A 14,746-nucleotide genomic window follows, 5' to 3' on the forward strand; every position below is an offset into this window, starting at 1 on the left:
CGACCTCGACAAGACGGTGATCGCCAAATCCAGCACGCTGGCGTTCAGCAAACCCTTCTTCGACCATGGGCTGATCAACCGCCGAACCGTCCTCAAGGCGAACTACGCCCAGTTCCTGTTCCTGGTGGCCGGCGCCGATCACGACCAGGTGGAGCGGATGCGTGTGCACCTGACCAACATGTGCGCCGGTTGGGACGTGGAACAGGTCAAGGCGATCGTCGGCGAGACACTGCATGAGATCGTTACTCCGCTGGTGTTCGCCGAGGCCGCCGAGTTGATCGCCGACCACAAGCTGTGCGGCCGCGACGTGGTGGTGGTGTCTGCGTCCGGCGAGGAGATCGTGGCACCTATCGCTCGTGCGCTGGGCGCCACCCATGCGATGGCGACCCGGATGGTGCTCGCGGACGGCAAGTACACCGGCGAAGTTGCCTTCTACTGCTTCGGCGAGGGCAAGTCGCAGGCGGTCCGCGAACTGGCGGCCAAGGAGGGATACGCACTCGAACACTGCTACGCCTATTCCGACTCAATCACCGACCTGCCCATGCTGCAAGCCGTCGGCCACCCGACCGCGGTCAACCCCGACCGTGCACTGCGCAAGGAGGCAACTGCGCACGGCTGGCCGGTGCTGACGTTCTCTCGGCCGGTTTCTCTGCGGGACCGGATCAGCACAGCCCCGGGCGCCGTGGTGACCACAGCGGCGCTGGGTGCCGGCGCGGTAGCCGCTGGGGCGCTTACCTACTCGCTGTTGCGCCGACTGGCGTACTGACGCTCCGGCGCCCTATCCGCCCCGATCGGGCACGGCGACGCAGCCCGTCACAACCGGTTACAACCCGTAACACGTCGTAACGAATTGGGCCTTGCTGTGTCATGGACCACGTAGTACAAAGGAACCACGGAAGCCCGGTGAGGCCAGGGTCGATCCGGAAGAGAAGGATCGATCTCCCGAACCAGGCGTCCTAGCGCGAACGTCGGTACCCACGCTTAGCCACAGCCGCGAAGATGGCAGAAGTGTTGTGGGCCTGCGTTATTGCGGAGAGCGAACGGATCCGGCGGTCCTTTGGGTGGGGCCGCGAACCGAAGCGCACTGCAAGATCGCCGAGGCCACCCACGCAACCCGTGTCGCACGCTTGGTAACCGTAGTTCGTGCTAGCGGGCGGCGAACCGGAGATAGCGGAGCGCCGCCCGCTTTTATACTGCCGACAGCCTTCGACAGCCTTCGGCAACCTTCCGACAGAGCGCGAACGTCAGCGCGAAGTGTCTTTAACCCCGGTCGCAGCAATCGAGTCGGCAATTTTCAAGGCCTCCCGCGCGCCGGCCTGCAGCGCACGGCAACACAGCAGCAGCCATGCAGTGAGGCCGTCTGGCGTACCGGCGGCGAAGCCGCCCGCGGCGTCGCGATACTCACCTGCGCCGCGCATCCAGATCATCTCGGGCACGCCCAGTCCATGCGGGTCTAGTCCACTGGCGATCGTTACCAGCCGTGATACCGCACGGGCCACCAGTCCGTCGGCGCTTCCGAACGGGGCCAGCGTCAATAGCTCGCCGTGCGCCACCGCGGCGAACACCGGTGCCGGCACCCGCGTCCCGCCGGTGGCCAGTTCGGCCAGCATCTCCAGGCGAGGCCCGATGTCGGCTCCGGCCCGCGGCCGTCCGAGATGGTCCTCGTCGGCTTGGTCCGCCGCCGCCCAGACGTGCAGCCGAGCCAGTGCCTGCAGCGGTGCCCGCTGCCATACACCGACCAGGGCGGTCTCGCCGCCTTCCATGGCCTGTGCCACGCGGAGCGCTCCGGCGAACACCGGATCGTCGGCCGCGGAGGCATCCACCTGGGTGGGGCCGCCGTCGAGCACCGACGACGCCCGCGCCGACCGCAGCGACGCCTCAGCGGCGGTCACCCGCCAGCCGCGTAGGTTGGCCCGATGCCGATGTGCCCGGCCCAGTTCCGCGCGCGCCTGTTCGCTGGCGTCGGCCACCCCGGGCAGCTCCAGCAGGCGGGCCAGAGGGTCGGTCACGCCGAGTCACGATACCGGCCGGCGCCGGTGATCTATCGCCACAGGGCCGCAGGTACGCGCCGCTGCTCAGATCAATGACGCCAAAACATCGCTGAGCGTCGGGGCCGTCTCGCCCGCCGCCTGTCCGCCGGCGTCGGTGCTGAGATTCCGCAGAGCGTCCACGATGTCGTTGAACACCGATACGGGGAACTGAACCATCGTTGCGCCGACGTTGCGCAGGCCGGCTGTCAGCGCGCTCTCGATCGTCGCCGGATCGCCGGTGAGGACCGACTCGTGAATGTTCCACGCCGCCGTTTGCGGCGCCACGACCAGGCTACGCAAGGCGATGAGCAGCTCCGTCAGTAGACCTGGCTCTTGTGGGATGGGTGTCCCGTTCCAGCTCACCAGCGTCCAGCCGTCGGTGGGATTGCCCTCGACTTGGATGATGCCGGTGTTGGGCAGGAGAGGATATCCATCGTTGTGGTCGATAATCGTTTTAATGACCAGGGGTAACACGAATGCGATATCGGGATTTTTGACGTTCAGCATTACCCAGGCAGCCACCGACGCCTCGTTATTGAAGGCCACATCGGTGATTTCGCCGTTGGCGCTGACGACCCGGTCATCCGGGGCCGTCGCGTAGTTGTACATCGTGTCGACAGCTTCGGTGAAGTTTTCGTCGGCCACCACCCCGTTAGGGTCCTCAACAGAGCCCGGGATAGGCATTAACACCAAGCCGAACAGCGTCCACATCAGCGGAGTCACTTCGTAGAGGAAGCCATAAAGCGAGCTGAGCGGGGCGCCCGCGTAAATGCCGCTGTCGAGTTCGTTGAGCCCGGGCAATATCTGCACGTCATTCACCATGTTCTCCAGTTGAGCGAACGGCGCGGCTGTCTGCATGTCCCGGATGGCCTGCCCGGAGAAGATTCCGGCAACGTGGTCGCCAAGCTCATTGTGAAGTTGGTTCGCGACATCCTGCGCCTGTTGCTGGCCGAGTTCACTGAGCGGAGGTCCGGGGTGATCGGGGGAGGGGGTGACCATTTGATCGAACGGCGGCAGCCGTTGTCCGTGCCGCAGGATGTCGATGACGATGTCGGTGTGTTCATCGCCCGCGGTGAGCTGGATATCGGGCACTTGGACGTCGGGCACGGGCGCAGTTATCGGGGTGACGGAGATCATGCTGGCACCGACGACAGCGACACCGGCTGTGACGTAACGGCAATGGCAGACCTGCATCAGATGCCTCCAGCGAGCAGATCGCCGAGCGCCGCACCGGTGTCGGCGGCCGCCTGGCCGCTGGTGCTGGCACCGAGATTGTGGATGGCGTCGGCGATGTCGTTGAACACCGCGCCGGGGAACTGGGCCAGCGCCACGCCGACTTGGTCGAAACCGCTTTGCACCGTGTGTGTGATCGTCGTGGAATCTCCGTTGAGGACAGCCTCCCAGATGTTCCAGAGCGCCGTCTGTGCCGGCAGCATCACGTCACGCACGTCGACGAAGAAGTCCGTCAACAATCCCGGATCTTGCGGGATGGCATGTCCGTCCCAGCTGACCAACGTCCAGCCATCGGTGGGATTGCCCTCGATTTCGACGACGGCGGTGTTGGGCAGCAGAATGGTCGACTGCCCGTTCGGGACACTGTGCGACTCTTTGATCAGGCCCAGGAAGAAGGGGAGATCGGGGTTTTTGACGTTCATCATCGTCCAGGCGAAGAGCGCCGCCGTGCTGGTGAACGCCACATCGGTGAGCTGGCCGTTGTCGCTGATGACCTGGCTATCCACCGCGTGGTCGTACATCGTCTGAATACCGTCGGTGAATCTTTCATCCAAAACGATCCCGTTGGCGTCGTGAGAGCCCGGGCCCGGCACCAACGCCAACCCGAACGGCGAGCCCAGTGACCATGCGCCCACAGTGAGGAAGGCCAGCCGGCCGCCCAGGCTTTCAATGGGGTCGAGGGCATAGATGCCGCTGTCAACCTCGTTGAGCTGGGGCAATATCTGAACGTCGGCGGCGGTACCGTCGGTGCCCTCCAGATCAGCGAACGGCGCTGCGGTTTCCGTCACCCGGACAGCTTGCCCGGCGAAAATTCCGGCGACCGGGCCGAGCTCGTTGAAGAGTTTGTCCGCGACGTCCTGCGCCTGCTGGTGGCCGAGTTCGCTGATCGGAGCCCCGGGATGGTCCGGGGAAGGGGTGAGGAGATCATCGTACGGTGAGATCATCTGCGCGTGCCGCACGAAATCGATGACGATGTCGGTGTGTGCATCCCCGGCGGTGAGCTGGATGGCAGGCACGTGGACGTCGGGTGGGGACGCTGTTATCGGTGTGGCGGCCATGACACCGGCGCCGACGAGGGCGACACCGACGGTAGTGGACCAAGGCTTCGTGAACAACTGCATGCTATTTATAGGCCACACAGTTATACTGTCGGAAATCTTTTCAGCTATGTCTTGACAGCTCAGGACAAAAATTTGACATCTGAAGACATCTTGGCCGTTCCGTAACAGATTGCCACGGAGGCATGATCGTGCACTTCCAACCTCCGACCACCCATCTGCCAGTTGCCGGTGCCGCAGCTAGCCGGCTGACCAATGCTGGGTGTCAGTTTCAACGACCTGGATCGACTGGGGTGGGTCGCAGACCTTTGCGATAGTCGGTGGGACCGCAGCCAAACCAACGTCGGCAAGACCGAGTGAGCACGCTCTGTTCGGCATAACCTATTTCGCGCGCGAGATGGGACAGGCTGATCTGCGTGTCGCGCAGGTATCGCTCGGCGACTTCCCTGCGGGCCTGGTCGATCAAAGCTGCGAAAGTAGTTCCCTCGGCGGCGAGTCGGCGCTGCAACATCTTCGGGTGCAAGTTGAACTGAACCGCCATGACGTCGAGTGTGGCACGGCCGGTGGGCAGCAACTGTCGGGCGATCGCGCGAACCGATTCTGCGAGTGCGGTTTCATGGGGGGTGACAGCGTTGAGGTGTTCGACAAGAGCTCGGTGAGTAACGTCATCCCGGTGCAGAGGTCTACGCAGGTCCGCGGCCCAGATCGTGAAACCCCTATTTGGTTCGGCGAAATGTACTGTGCTGCCGAAGTATTCAACATAATCCTGCACCGCGGTTAGTGGTTGGTGCGGCAGATGTACTGATAGCGGGCTGTAGCCGGGGCCCAGCAGAAACCGCAGCACTCCGAGCGAAACACCGAGCGACAATTCAACGCCCTGCGGAGAGGGCGACACACGGTCGACAAAATATTCGAATTTGAGGAAGAACCGTTCTCGATTGTCCAGTGGCACCATACTGAACTTGATTGCGGGACTATACGCGGATATAAAGGTGCTGAATATGCCCAACGCGTCAGCGACGCTGGCCGCGGTGCGTGCCGCAGCACCGACGGGACCGATGATTTCGATTCCTTGCCGTTGTGCGAGACGCCGTCCGAAATCTGGTGTGGCGGTGGAGGCTGCGGCAGATTCGATCGCCTCCAGCACAGCGCAGACCGGTAGGCTGACGTCATAGTTGTCGATGTCCTGCGGGCGGATACCGACTGCGCGCAGAAGTTTATCCGGGTCACCGCCAAGTTCGGTAACAAGTCGGGGGTAGTTCGACAACGATGTCGCGCGCACGAGCGGCATGCGCGTCATTGTCAAGTATTTCTCCTCAATCGTCAAAGTCATCGCAGACCGGGGTGGGACGGGATGCAAAAAAGGGGGAGTCGCTACGCTAGCAGAAGTGACCGAATCGCATCCTGTGCCGGCGTCATACCCGCCGTCCGCGGATTTCGCCGCGCAGGCCAACGCCGGTGCGGAGTTATACCGTGAGGCCGAGCGGGATCCGTTGGCGTTCTGGGCCGACCAGGCGCACCGGCTCACCTGGGCTACGCCGTTCACGCAGGTGCTGGACTACTCGCAGGCGCCGTTCGCGCGGTGGTTCGCCGACGGCCAGCTCAACGTCGCCTACAACTGCGTAGACCGCCACGTCGAAGCGGGTCACGGCGACCGGGTGGCCATCTACTGGGAGGGTGAGCCGGCCGGCGAAAGCCGCGCCCTCACCTACGGCGAGCTGCTCGCCGAGGTGTCACGGGCGGCTAACGCGCTGACCGATCTCGGTTTGGTCGCTGGTGATCGGGTGGCGATCTATCTACCGATGATCCCGGAGGCCGTGGTGGCGATGCTGGCCTGCGCGCGGCTGGGGATTTTGCACACTGTGGTGTTCGCCGGGTTTTCTGCGCACGCGCTGCGATCCCGGATCGACGACGCGCAGGCCACGCTGGTGATCACCGCCGACGGCCAGTACCGGCGCGGTAAGGCGGTGCCGCTCAAGGCCGTGGTCGACGAGGCTCTCGCCGGTGCTGAGACCGTCGGGCATGTACTGGTGGTGCGCCGCACCGGCATCGACGTGTCGTGGAGCGACGGCCGCGATCTGTGGTGGCACGACATCATCGATGCGGCGTCGCCGGGGCATGCTCCGAAGGCGTTCGACGCCGAGCACCCGCTGTTTTTGCTCTACACGTCCGGAACCACCGGGACGCCCAAGGGCATTGTGCACACCAGTGGTGGCTATCTGGTGCAGTGCGCCTACAGCCATTACTACATTTTCGACCTCAAGTGCGACACCGACGTCTTCTGGTGCACCGCGGACATCGGTTGGGTCACCGGCCACACCTACGGCGTTTACGGCCCGTTGGCCAATGGCGCTACCGAGGTTCTCTACGAGGGAACACCCGATTTCCCCGACCACCACCGCCACTTTGCGATCATCGAAAAATATGGCGTGACAATCTATTACACCGCGCCTACGTTGATCCGGACTTTCATGAAGTGGGGTCGTGAGATTCCCGACGCTCATGACCTGTCCAGTCTGCGGCTGCTCGGGTCGGTGGGTGAGCCGATCAACCCGGAAGCTTGGCGCTGGTATCGGACGGTGATCGGCGCCGACGTGACACCGGTGGTCGACACCTGGTGGCAGACCGAGACTGGGGCGGCGATGATCTCACCGCTGCCCGGTGTCACCGCCACGAAACCCGGTGCGGCGATGGCTGCGCTGCCGGGGATCTCGGTGTTGATCGTCGACGATCACGGGAACCGACTGACGCCGAACACCACCGGCTACCTGGTGGTGGATCAACCGTGGCCGGCGATGGCGCGCGGCATCTGGGGTAATCGACGACGATTCATCGAGGCTTACTGGTCGCGCTTCGCCGAGCAGGGCTTCTATTTCGCCGGTGACGGCGCTCGGTATGACGCCGACGGCGACATCTGGGTGCTGGGCCGCGTCGACGACATCATGAACGTGTCCGGGCACCGGATCTCCACCGCCGAGGTTGAGTCCGCGCTCGTCGGCCACGCCGCGGTGGCGGAGGCGGCGGTGGTGGGTGCCGTCGATGAGCAGACCGGTCAGAGTATCTGCGCCTTTGTGGTGCTGGTGGGCAGTCGCGCAGGTGCGGGCGTCGCGATCGTCGACGAGCTGTGCAAGCGGGTCGTCGACGAGATCTCGCCCATCGCCCGTCCCCGTGCGGTCCATGTGGTGCCGGAGCTGCCGAAAACCCGCAGCGGCAAGATCATGCGGCGGCTGTTGCGCGACGTCGCCGACGGCCGCGAGCTCGGCGACACCTCGACCCTGGTCGACCCTGGGGTCTTGCAGGCCATCCGGGCCGCCCGGTAGCCGCTGGCTTGTGGCCGAGCATGCGCAAAGTCGCACGATCGTGGCGGCGATCGTGCGACTTTGCGCATGGTCGGCGGTGAACCGTCAGGCCGGGACCGGGACGAATCCCGCGCCCGGCCAGTTTTTGGCCGCGAGGTCGGCCAGGACTGCGTTGATCGACACCACCACCGCCGGGGTGTGCAGCGGAATGTATTTGATCACGCAGGTCGGCAGATCCTCGCTGAACGCGCCGTGGATCATTCCGACCAGCAGATTGTTCACCACGACTGGACCGCCGGAGTCGCCCGGCCGGCCGCACACCTGCATGACGATGGTTCCGGGATCCTTGCCCTTCCCCCAGGTGACGCCGCAGGAGTTGCCGGTGGTGCGACCCTCTTTGCAAGCGATCTGACCGAAAATCGGGTCCGGACCGATGCCGTCGATGGCGAAACCGCCGAAATTGCTCACCGGTGTCACCTTGGCCGGGTCGAACTCGATCACCGCATAGTCGAGATTTTCGTTGCCGGCCACCATGGTGCCCACGGTGCCGTGGCCCTCCGCCTTCTCCACAGCAACCTCGGCGCCGGGGCCGCCGCAGTGCGCAGAGGTGAAACCGACCAGCGCCCCGGTCCTGTCGTGACCGATCGAGGTCAAGGTGCACAGTGTGTCGCCGTCGACGACGATGCCTTCGCCGCCGCCCATCACCACCTTGTCGTCGGCGGCCGCCGGACCCGGTCGCACGGCAGGTGCCACCGTCGCAACCACGGCCAAGGTCAGCGCCGCCGCCATGGCCGCCATCGCCCGCAGCACCCAGCGGTGTGCGGTCGGCACAGCGATACTCCTATCGGTCAGCCCCACCTCTGTCCGGCAAGCAGTTTATCGTGACCCGCGCAAATGTCCCTCGTTGCTCTGCCGGGGATTTGACCGAGTGCCACGGCTGCGGGCGTTCGGCCGGTACCGCATGGCAACATAAGCCACGACGACAGTGAACGGGAGGACCGCCCAGTGAGCAAGGCTGATCGCAGGAAAAGCGCCAGAACTCAGCGCAACGGTGTACCCGACACCCTGGCCACGATTCCACTGGTCGACCCGCATGCGCTGCCGGCGGACCCCTCGCTGGGTGACCTAGTCAAGGACGCCACAGCGCAGATGTCGACACTGGTGCGAGCCGAGGTCGAACTGGCCCGCGCGGAGATCACCCGCGACGTGAAGAAGGGTCTGACCGGCAGCGTGTTTTTCATCGCCGCCCTGGTGGTGCTGTTCTACTCCACTTTCTTTTTCTTCTTTTTCCTGGCCCAACTGCTCGACATCTGGTTGAAGGACTGGGCCGCCTACCTCATCGTTTTCGGGATCATGCTGGTGGTGACCGTTGCCCTGGCGCTGTTCGGCTACCTCAAAGTCCGGCGGATCCGGGGGCCGCGGCAGACCATCGAATCGGTCAGAAAGACGCGCACCGCGCTTCGCCCGGACCATGACGGCCATCGCGACGTGCACCAGCTGCACGACGACGAGACACCCACTGACCCGTCAGGCTGGTAGTGCCGTCACCGGATCCGTCGATGACCCGCATCGGCGGGCCGTGGCGTCATCTCGACGTGCACGCCAACGGCATTCGCTTTCACGTCGTCGAGGCGAACCCGATCGACGACGACACCGCCGGCACTTTCGGCACGGTGCCGCCGGCCCTCGATACCGCGCGGCCGTTGGTGATCCTGCTGCACGGCTTCGGCTCGTTTTGGTGGAGCTGGCGTCACCAGTTGCGCGGGTTGGCCGGTGCCCGGCTCGTCGCGGTCGATTTGCGGGGCTACGGCGGCAGCGACAAGCCGCCTCGCGGCTATGACGGCTGGACGCTCGCTGGCGACACCGCCGGACTCATCAGAGCCCTGGGACATTCGTCGGCGATCCTGGTCGGCCACGCCGACGGCGGGCTGGTGTGCTGGGCGACCGCGCTGCTTCATCCGCGCCTGGTCGACGCCATTGCGGTGGTCAGCTCACCGCATCCCGCCGCGCTGCGCTCGTCGGTGCTGAATCGGCGCGATCAGGGTTCTGCGCTGCTGCCGACTTTGCTGCGCTACCAGATACCGATCTGGCCTGAGCGTGCGCTGACCCGGCGGGACGGGGCCGAGATCGAGCGCCTGGTGCGTAGCCGCGCCGGTGTCAAATGGCAGGCGTGCGAAGACTTCTCGGTAACAATGGGCTACCTTCGGCGGGCGATCCAGATTCCGTCGGTGGCGCACTGCGCACTGGAGTATCAGCGCTGGGCGGTGCGCAGCCAGCTCCGCGACGAAGGCCGGCGGTTCATGAGGGCGATGAATTGTCGTAGCATCGGTGTCCCGCTGCTGCACCTGCGGGGCGACGCCGACCCCTATGTGCTGTCCGACCCGGTCGATCGGACCCGACGCTGCGCACCGAACGGTCAATACCTGTCGGTCTCGGGCGCGGGGCATTTCAGCCACGAAGAAGCGCCGGATGAAGTCAACGGCCACCTGATGCGGTTCCTGGCGCAGGTCAGCTGACACACGTCTCGGTGGACACCGGCTCGGTGTTCCCGATTTGGGTGAGCTGTTTTTCGACCTCTTTGTCGGTGAGGACGAAACCGGTGTCGGCATCGTCTACTGCCGCGCCGAACACCACCCCCAGCACCTTGCCGTTGACGTCAATCAGCGGTCCACCGGAATTTCCTTGCTGCACAGTGCCTCTGATGGTGTACACCTGACGGACGACGGTTGCGTTCCGATAGATGTCCGGACCCTCGAGCGGGATGATCTCCCTGATCCGGGCCGGAACCGCCTCGAACACCCCACCACCGGGGTAGCCGAGCACCAGCACGTTGGCGTCGGCCTTGGCCGGCGATTCTGCCCACATCAACGGTGGCGACGGCAACTCCGGCACGGCCAGGATCGAGATGTCGACTTTCGGATCGAAGGAAACCACGGTGGCGTCATAGGATTTCCCACCGGTTTCCACGGTCACGCTGTTCGAGCCGGCCACCACGTGCGCGTTCGTCATCACCCTGGTTGGTGCGATCACGAATCCGGTACCCTCTAGCACTTTCTGACAACTCGGTGCCACACCCCGGATTTTGAGCACGCTCGGCTCGGCGGCCGCCACCACCGGGCTGTTGGCGAGCGCGGCATCCGGTGCGTCCACCGGAGCGATCGGGGTGCGACTGAACGGTTCCAGCACGGCCGGGAGTCCGGAGTTGTCCAGCATCGCCGACAGCCGCTTTGGAACCGTCTTCAGCCAGGGCGGTGCCACATCGTTGACTTCGCGCAGCACCCGCGAGTCGTTGACCGCGGCGGCCAGGGCCGGCTGATTTGACGACGTCAGCGGTGCCGCCAACAGCCAGGCCGCCACCAAGACAACAGCCAACTGCAGCACCGTACCGACGATCGAGTCGATGCCGCGGATGCCGGGGCTACGAATCGCCCCGCGGACCGCGCGGCCCAGCACAGCGCCGGCGACCTCGCCGACGACCACCAAGGCCAGGATCAGAAACAACGCGGCGAACAGCTTCGCGCGCGGATCGCTGACCCGGTCGACCAGGTGCGGGGCCAACAACACCCCGGCCATAGCGCCGAGCGCCACACCGACGAACGACAGCAGTGACCCCAGCGCACCGGACCGCCAACCGGAGACCGCCGCGATAAAAGCGACCGCCAGCACCGTGACGTCCAGCCACTGGGACGGCGTCATCGCTGCGTCCCACCCTGTTGACCTCGGTGGCGTCCACCACCGACCAGCGCCATTGCTTCGTCCAGTTCACGGACATCGCCCGCGTCCCAAGGCTGCGCCCATCCCGCCACATCCAGCATCGCCGAGATCACCTGGCCGGTGAAACCCCACACCAGCATCTCGTTGAGCAGAAACGCCGGGCCGGCCCATCGGCGGCTGTGCGCGTCGCGGTAGACCATGAGCCGGTTCTCCGGGTTGATGAAAGCGCGCACCGGGACCCGCGCCACGACAGCGGTCTCGGCCCGGTCGACGACGTTGACCGGGCCGGGGTCTTCCGAGTAGGCCAGCACCGGCACCACGTGGAACCCGGACGGTGCGATGAAGGTCCTCTCCATAGTGGCCAGTGGACGCAACCGGCACGGGTCGACCCCGGTCTCCTCGTGTGCCTCCCGCAGCGCGGTTGCCACGGGTCCGTGGTCGTCGGGCTCGGTCGCCCCGCCGGGGAACGCCGCCTGACCCGCATGATGGCGCAGCGTCGAGGCCCGCACCGTCACCAGCAAATCGGCGGCATCGCTACCGCCGCCTGACCGTGGACCAGAGAACAACACCAGCACCGCCGCGTCGCGCCCGGTGCCGGTGATCCTGGCCGTGGTGCCTGCCGCCGTGACCATCGCCAGCACGTCGGCCGGCAACCGGCGCCGATAGGCCGCCGGTACCCGGTCGACGTTGTCGACCAGCGGACGCAGCCACGGTGGGCTTGCTTCCGGATCCAGCGGCCTCAGCGCACGGGTGGGGCCTGCTTGCTCAACGTGATACAGCGGCGCGTCCCCAGCGCTCACCGGCATCTCCTTCGTCCATCCCTCTCTGACCCGTCGTCGGGCAGGCCGAGGAGGCCACGTCACTGCTGGCCGCTGTCGTCACTGGCGCGGGCCGCCGACCGCCGCGGCGATCTCCTCGGGATTGGTGAACGCCTGCGGAAGGATGCGGGCAACGCTACCGTCCGCTGCCAGCACCACGGTCGCTGGCATGACGTTGGGGACCCCCAACGCCGCCGCGATCCGCCGTTGCCCATCTTGCAGAGTGGGCAGCCGGACGTCCAACTCGGCCAGCAGCGCCAGCGCGGCCGCCTCGTCGGCGTCTTGATGCACGGTGAGCACCCTCACGCCCGAGCCGGCTCGCCGCTGGTACTCGGCCATCGCAGGCAGTTCAACCCGGCACGGCACGCACCAGGAGGCCCACAGATTCAGCACCACCTGACCCCCGTGCTGACCCGCTAGCACGTCAGCGGCGCCGACCGGCGCGCCGTTGGCGGCACATTCGACGATGATCCCCCGCAACGCAGCCGGACCGTGTTGCGCAGGGTCGTTCGACCCAGCCAGGCAGGGCGGCAGGCCGGCCCGCTTGCGCGGGCCGGCCAGAGCACCGCCGGTGTCAGCACGCTCGGCTACGGTCGCCGGTCCGGACGCGGCCGGCGGCGGCGCCGCGTGCCGCAGCTCGACGGCCAGCCCCGCGATCAGGGCCCCCGTCAGCGCCACAACCACCGCCGCGACTGCGGTGGTCCACCGGGCCGAGATGGTCATCGATGTGCCGCCCGGGCCAGGGCCAGGAGGTGCTCTTTCTCCGGGCCTTTGACCAAGGCGGCTGCCTCCCGCGGGTCGGTAGGGCCGATGCCGAACGACGGGCAATCCTTGGCCAGCACACACACCCCGCAGGCCGGTTTGCGGGCATGGCACACCCGGCGGCCGTGAAAGATCACCCGGTGGCTCAGGATCGTCCATTGGCTACGCTCGATGAGTCCACCGACGACCTGCTCGACTTTGACTGGATCCTCTTCGGCGGTCCAGCCCCACCGGCGCGCCAGCCGTCCGAAGTGGGTGTCCACGGCGATGCCCGGCACCCCGAAGGCGTTGCCGAGGATGACGTTGGCCGTCTTGCGCCCCACCCCGGGCAGGCTGACCAGTTCGGCCATGGTGGCTGGCACCTCGCCGTCGAACCGCTCCACCAGTGCTTGGCCCAGACGAATCAGCGCCGTGGCTTTGTTACGGAAGAAACCGGTAGGACGAATGAGATCTTCCAGTTCGGTGCGTTCCGCCTGCGCGTAGTCCAGCGCGGACGGATAACGGGCGAACAACGCCGGTGTGGTCAGGTTGACCGTCGCGTCGGTGCACTGCGCCGACAACACCGTCGCCACCGTCAGTTCTAAGGGTGTGGTGAAATCCAGTTCGCAGTGCGCGTTCGGAAATGCCTGCGCTAGCTTGCGATTCATCCGCCGGGCACGTCGCACGAGCGCGACCCGGGTTTCGGCGGACCAGCGTCTCGACGACGCTGCCGCGCGCGCGATGCGTACGGTGCGTCCAGTGGGGGCGGATCGCGAAGTACGGGAGGGCTCGTCGATCATCACCTACCACCATCTACCACAGGGTAGGTGATTTGTGATCGAACCGAGACCTCGTCCGCCCGCCCTGGACCTTCCCCGTGTTTACTCTCAGCTTGTGTCCTGGTTGCTGGTGTCCGCCATCCCCACGCTGCTGATGCTGGCCACCGTCGGGCTGGAACGCATTGAAACCGGGCTCAACCGTGCCGGCGCTGCCGCCGCGCGCGCCACGGTGTTGCTAGACCCCGGCGTGGATCACGGCGAAGTGAATGCCGACTGACCTTCGGGCTTCGGGTGCGAATCTGGGGTTTCGAGCCACTCAGCGAGCTCATCGTGTGTAGCGTTGGCACGTCGGTTGGTGCCTACCTCTGGACTCATCCCGCAACCGGGTAGAAGCTGGTAAAGGTTGGTAGAAGTCGGTGCTGTTTTTGTACCGTCACAAGAGTATCTAGCTAAGGGGCAACGTGGACGAGATCCTGGCCAGGGCCGGAATCTTCCAGGGGGTCGAACCCAGCGCCGTCGCCGCGCTGACACAGCAGCTGCAGCCCGTCGACTTCCCGCGCGGACACGCCGTGTTCACCGAGGGGGAGCCCGGTGACCGGCTGTACATCATCGTCTCCGGAAAGGTCAAGATCGGCCGGCGCGCGCCGGACGGCCGGGAGAATCTGCTGACCATCATGGGCCCGTCGGACATGTTCGGCGAATTGTCGATCTTCGACCCCGGGCCGCGGACCTCCAGCGCCACCACCATCACCGAGGTGCGGGCGGTCTCGATGGACCGCGATGCACTGCGGGCGTGGATCTCCGATCGGCCCGAGATCGCCGAACAGCTGCTGCGGGTGTTGGCCCGCCGGTTGCGTCGCACCAACAACAACCTGGCCGACCTCATCTTCACCGATGTGCCCGGCCGCGTCGCCAAGCAGTTGCTGCAGCTCGCTCAGCGATTCGGCACCCAGGAGGGTGGTGCGCTGCGTGTCACCCATGACCTGACCCAGGAGGAGATCGCCCAACTGGTCGGGGCGTCGCGGGAGACGGTGAACAAGGCACTGGCCGATTTCGCCCACCGCGGCTGGATCC

15 protein-coding genes are annotated in these 14,746 nt (G+C 65.7%); 6 read left to right on the forward strand and 9 right to left on the reverse strand.

Annotated features, from left to right (window positions below; all coding sequences use genetic code 11):
• A partial coding sequence (locus tag AC2VOP_RS18865) for an HAD-IB family hydrolase (RefSeq protein WP_486962383.1) occupies positions 1–766 on the forward strand: 766 nt, incomplete at its 5' end.
• A gap of 478 nt (positions 767–1,244) precedes the next feature.
• Here AC2VOP_RS18865 and AC2VOP_RS18870 read toward each other — a convergent pair.
• From AC2VOP_RS18870 to AC2VOP_RS18885, 4 genes are all read right to left on the reverse strand, one after another.
• Complete coding sequence (locus AC2VOP_RS18870) at positions 1,245–2,009, reverse strand: Fic family protein (protein WP_486962384.1); 765 nt, start codon at positions 2,007–2,009, stop codon at positions 1,245–1,247.
• 66 nt (positions 2,010–2,075) lie between these two features.
• Positions 2,076–3,167, reverse strand: a complete 1,092-nt coding sequence (locus AC2VOP_RS18875; protein WP_486962385.1) for a histidine phosphatase family protein — start codon at positions 3,165–3,167, stop codon at positions 2,076–2,078.
• Positions 3,168–3,223: 56 nt separating this feature from the next.
• Positions 3,224–4,384, reverse strand: a complete 1,161-nt coding sequence (locus AC2VOP_RS18880) for a phosphoglycerate mutase family protein (protein WP_486962386.1) — start codon at positions 4,382–4,384, stop codon at positions 3,224–3,226.
• A 208-nt stretch (positions 4,385–4,592) separates the two neighbouring features.
• Positions 4,593–5,612, reverse strand: coding sequence for an AraC family transcriptional regulator (locus AC2VOP_RS18885; RefSeq protein ID WP_486962397.1), 1,020 nt, complete (start codon positions 5,610–5,612; stop codon positions 4,593–4,595).
• Between the two features lie 97 nt (positions 5,613–5,709).
• On the opposite strand from AC2VOP_RS18885, the gene acs reads away from it, so the two are divergent.
• Entirely contained in the window at positions 5,710–7,641 is a 1,932-nt protein-coding gene (gene acs / locus AC2VOP_RS18890; RefSeq protein ID WP_486962387.1) for an acetate--CoA ligase, read from the forward strand.
• A gap of 84 nt (positions 7,642–7,725) precedes the next feature.
• Here acs and AC2VOP_RS18895 read toward each other — a convergent pair whose 3' ends face one another.
• The gene (locus AC2VOP_RS18895; protein ID WP_486962388.1) at positions 7,726–8,451 is read right to left on the reverse strand and encodes a S1 family peptidase; all 726 of its coding nucleotides are present in this window, start codon (positions 8,449–8,451) and stop codon (positions 7,726–7,728) included.
• A gap of 174 nt (positions 8,452–8,625) precedes the next feature.
• On the opposite strand from AC2VOP_RS18895, the gene AC2VOP_RS18900 reads away from it, so the two are divergent.
• Positions 8,626–9,159, forward strand: a complete 534-nt coding sequence (locus AC2VOP_RS18900; RefSeq protein ID WP_486962389.1) for a phage holin family protein — start codon at positions 8,626–8,628, stop codon at positions 9,157–9,159.
• Positions 9,159–10,136, forward strand: coding sequence for an alpha/beta fold hydrolase (locus tag AC2VOP_RS18905; RefSeq protein WP_486962390.1), 978 nt, complete (start codon positions 9,159–9,161; stop codon positions 10,134–10,136). Before AC2VOP_RS18900 ends, AC2VOP_RS18905 begins: the two co-directional genes overlap by 1 nt.
• Here the strand turns inward: AC2VOP_RS18905 and marP are convergent.
• From marP to nth, 4 genes are all read right to left on the reverse strand, one after another.
• Complete coding sequence (marP, locus tag AC2VOP_RS18910) at positions 10,129–11,316, reverse strand: acid resistance serine protease MarP (RefSeq protein WP_486962391.1); 1,188 nt, start codon at positions 11,314–11,316, stop codon at positions 10,129–10,131. The genes AC2VOP_RS18905 and marP overlap by 8 nt on opposite strands.
• On the reverse strand, positions 11,313–12,134 hold the full coding sequence (locus AC2VOP_RS18915) for an NUDIX hydrolase (RefSeq protein ID WP_486962392.1): 822 nt from the start codon (positions 12,132–12,134) through the stop codon (positions 11,313–11,315). Before AC2VOP_RS18915 ends, marP begins: the two co-directional genes overlap by 4 nt.
• A 78-nt stretch (positions 12,135–12,212) precedes the next feature.
• Positions 12,213–12,875 carry a TlpA family protein disulfide reductase gene (locus AC2VOP_RS18920; RefSeq protein ID WP_486962393.1) on the reverse strand — a complete coding sequence of 221 codons (663 nt, stop codon included), beginning with the start codon at positions 12,873–12,875 and terminating at the stop codon, positions 12,213–12,215.
• Positions 12,872–13,561 (reverse strand): endonuclease III, encoded by a 690-nt coding sequence (nth, locus tag AC2VOP_RS18925; RefSeq protein ID WP_486962394.1) that lies wholly within the window; start codon positions 13,559–13,561, stop codon positions 12,872–12,874. The genes AC2VOP_RS18920 and nth overlap by 4 nt, the downstream gene beginning before the upstream one ends.
• A gap of 226 nt (positions 13,562–13,787) precedes the next feature.
• On the opposite strand from nth, the gene AC2VOP_RS18930 reads away from it, so the two are divergent.
• Together AC2VOP_RS18930 and crp are read left to right on the forward strand one after the other, a co-directional pair.
• Positions 13,788–13,949: a hypothetical protein gene (locus AC2VOP_RS18930; RefSeq protein WP_486962395.1), complete on the forward strand. Its 162-nt coding sequence runs from the start codon at positions 13,788–13,790 to the stop codon at positions 13,947–13,949.
• A 184-nt stretch (positions 13,950–14,133) separates the two neighbouring features.
• On the forward strand, positions 14,134–14,746 hold a 613-nt coding region (gene crp / locus AC2VOP_RS18935; RefSeq protein ID WP_486962396.1), incomplete at its 3' end, for a cAMP-activated global transcriptional regulator CRP.

This window comes from Mycobacterium sp. TH-M106 (assembly GCF_057473765.1).

Coding starts and splice junctions, on each gene's coding strand:
- AC2VOP_RS18880 (WP_486962386.1), bottom strand. CDS start 4,384: ATGCAGTTGTTCACGAAGCCTTGGTCCACTACCGTCGGTGTCGCCCTC.
- nth (WP_486962394.1), bottom strand. CDS start 13,561: ATGAATCGCAAGCTAGCGCAGGCATTTCCGAACGCGCACTGCGAACTG.
- AC2VOP_RS18920 (WP_486962393.1), bottom strand. CDS start 12,875: ATGACCATCTCGGCCCGGTGGACCACCGCAGTCGCGGCGGTGGTTGTG.
- marP (WP_486962391.1), bottom strand. CDS start 11,316: ATGACGCCGTCCCAGTGGCTGGACGTCACGGTGCTGGCGGTCGCTTTT.
- AC2VOP_RS18885 (WP_486962397.1), bottom strand. CDS start 5,612: ATGCCGCTCGTGCGCGCGACATCGTTGTCGAACTACCCCCGACTTGTT.
- AC2VOP_RS18875 (WP_486962385.1), bottom strand. CDS start 3,167: ATGATCTCCGTCACCCCGATAACTGCGCCCGTGCCCGACGTCCAAGTG.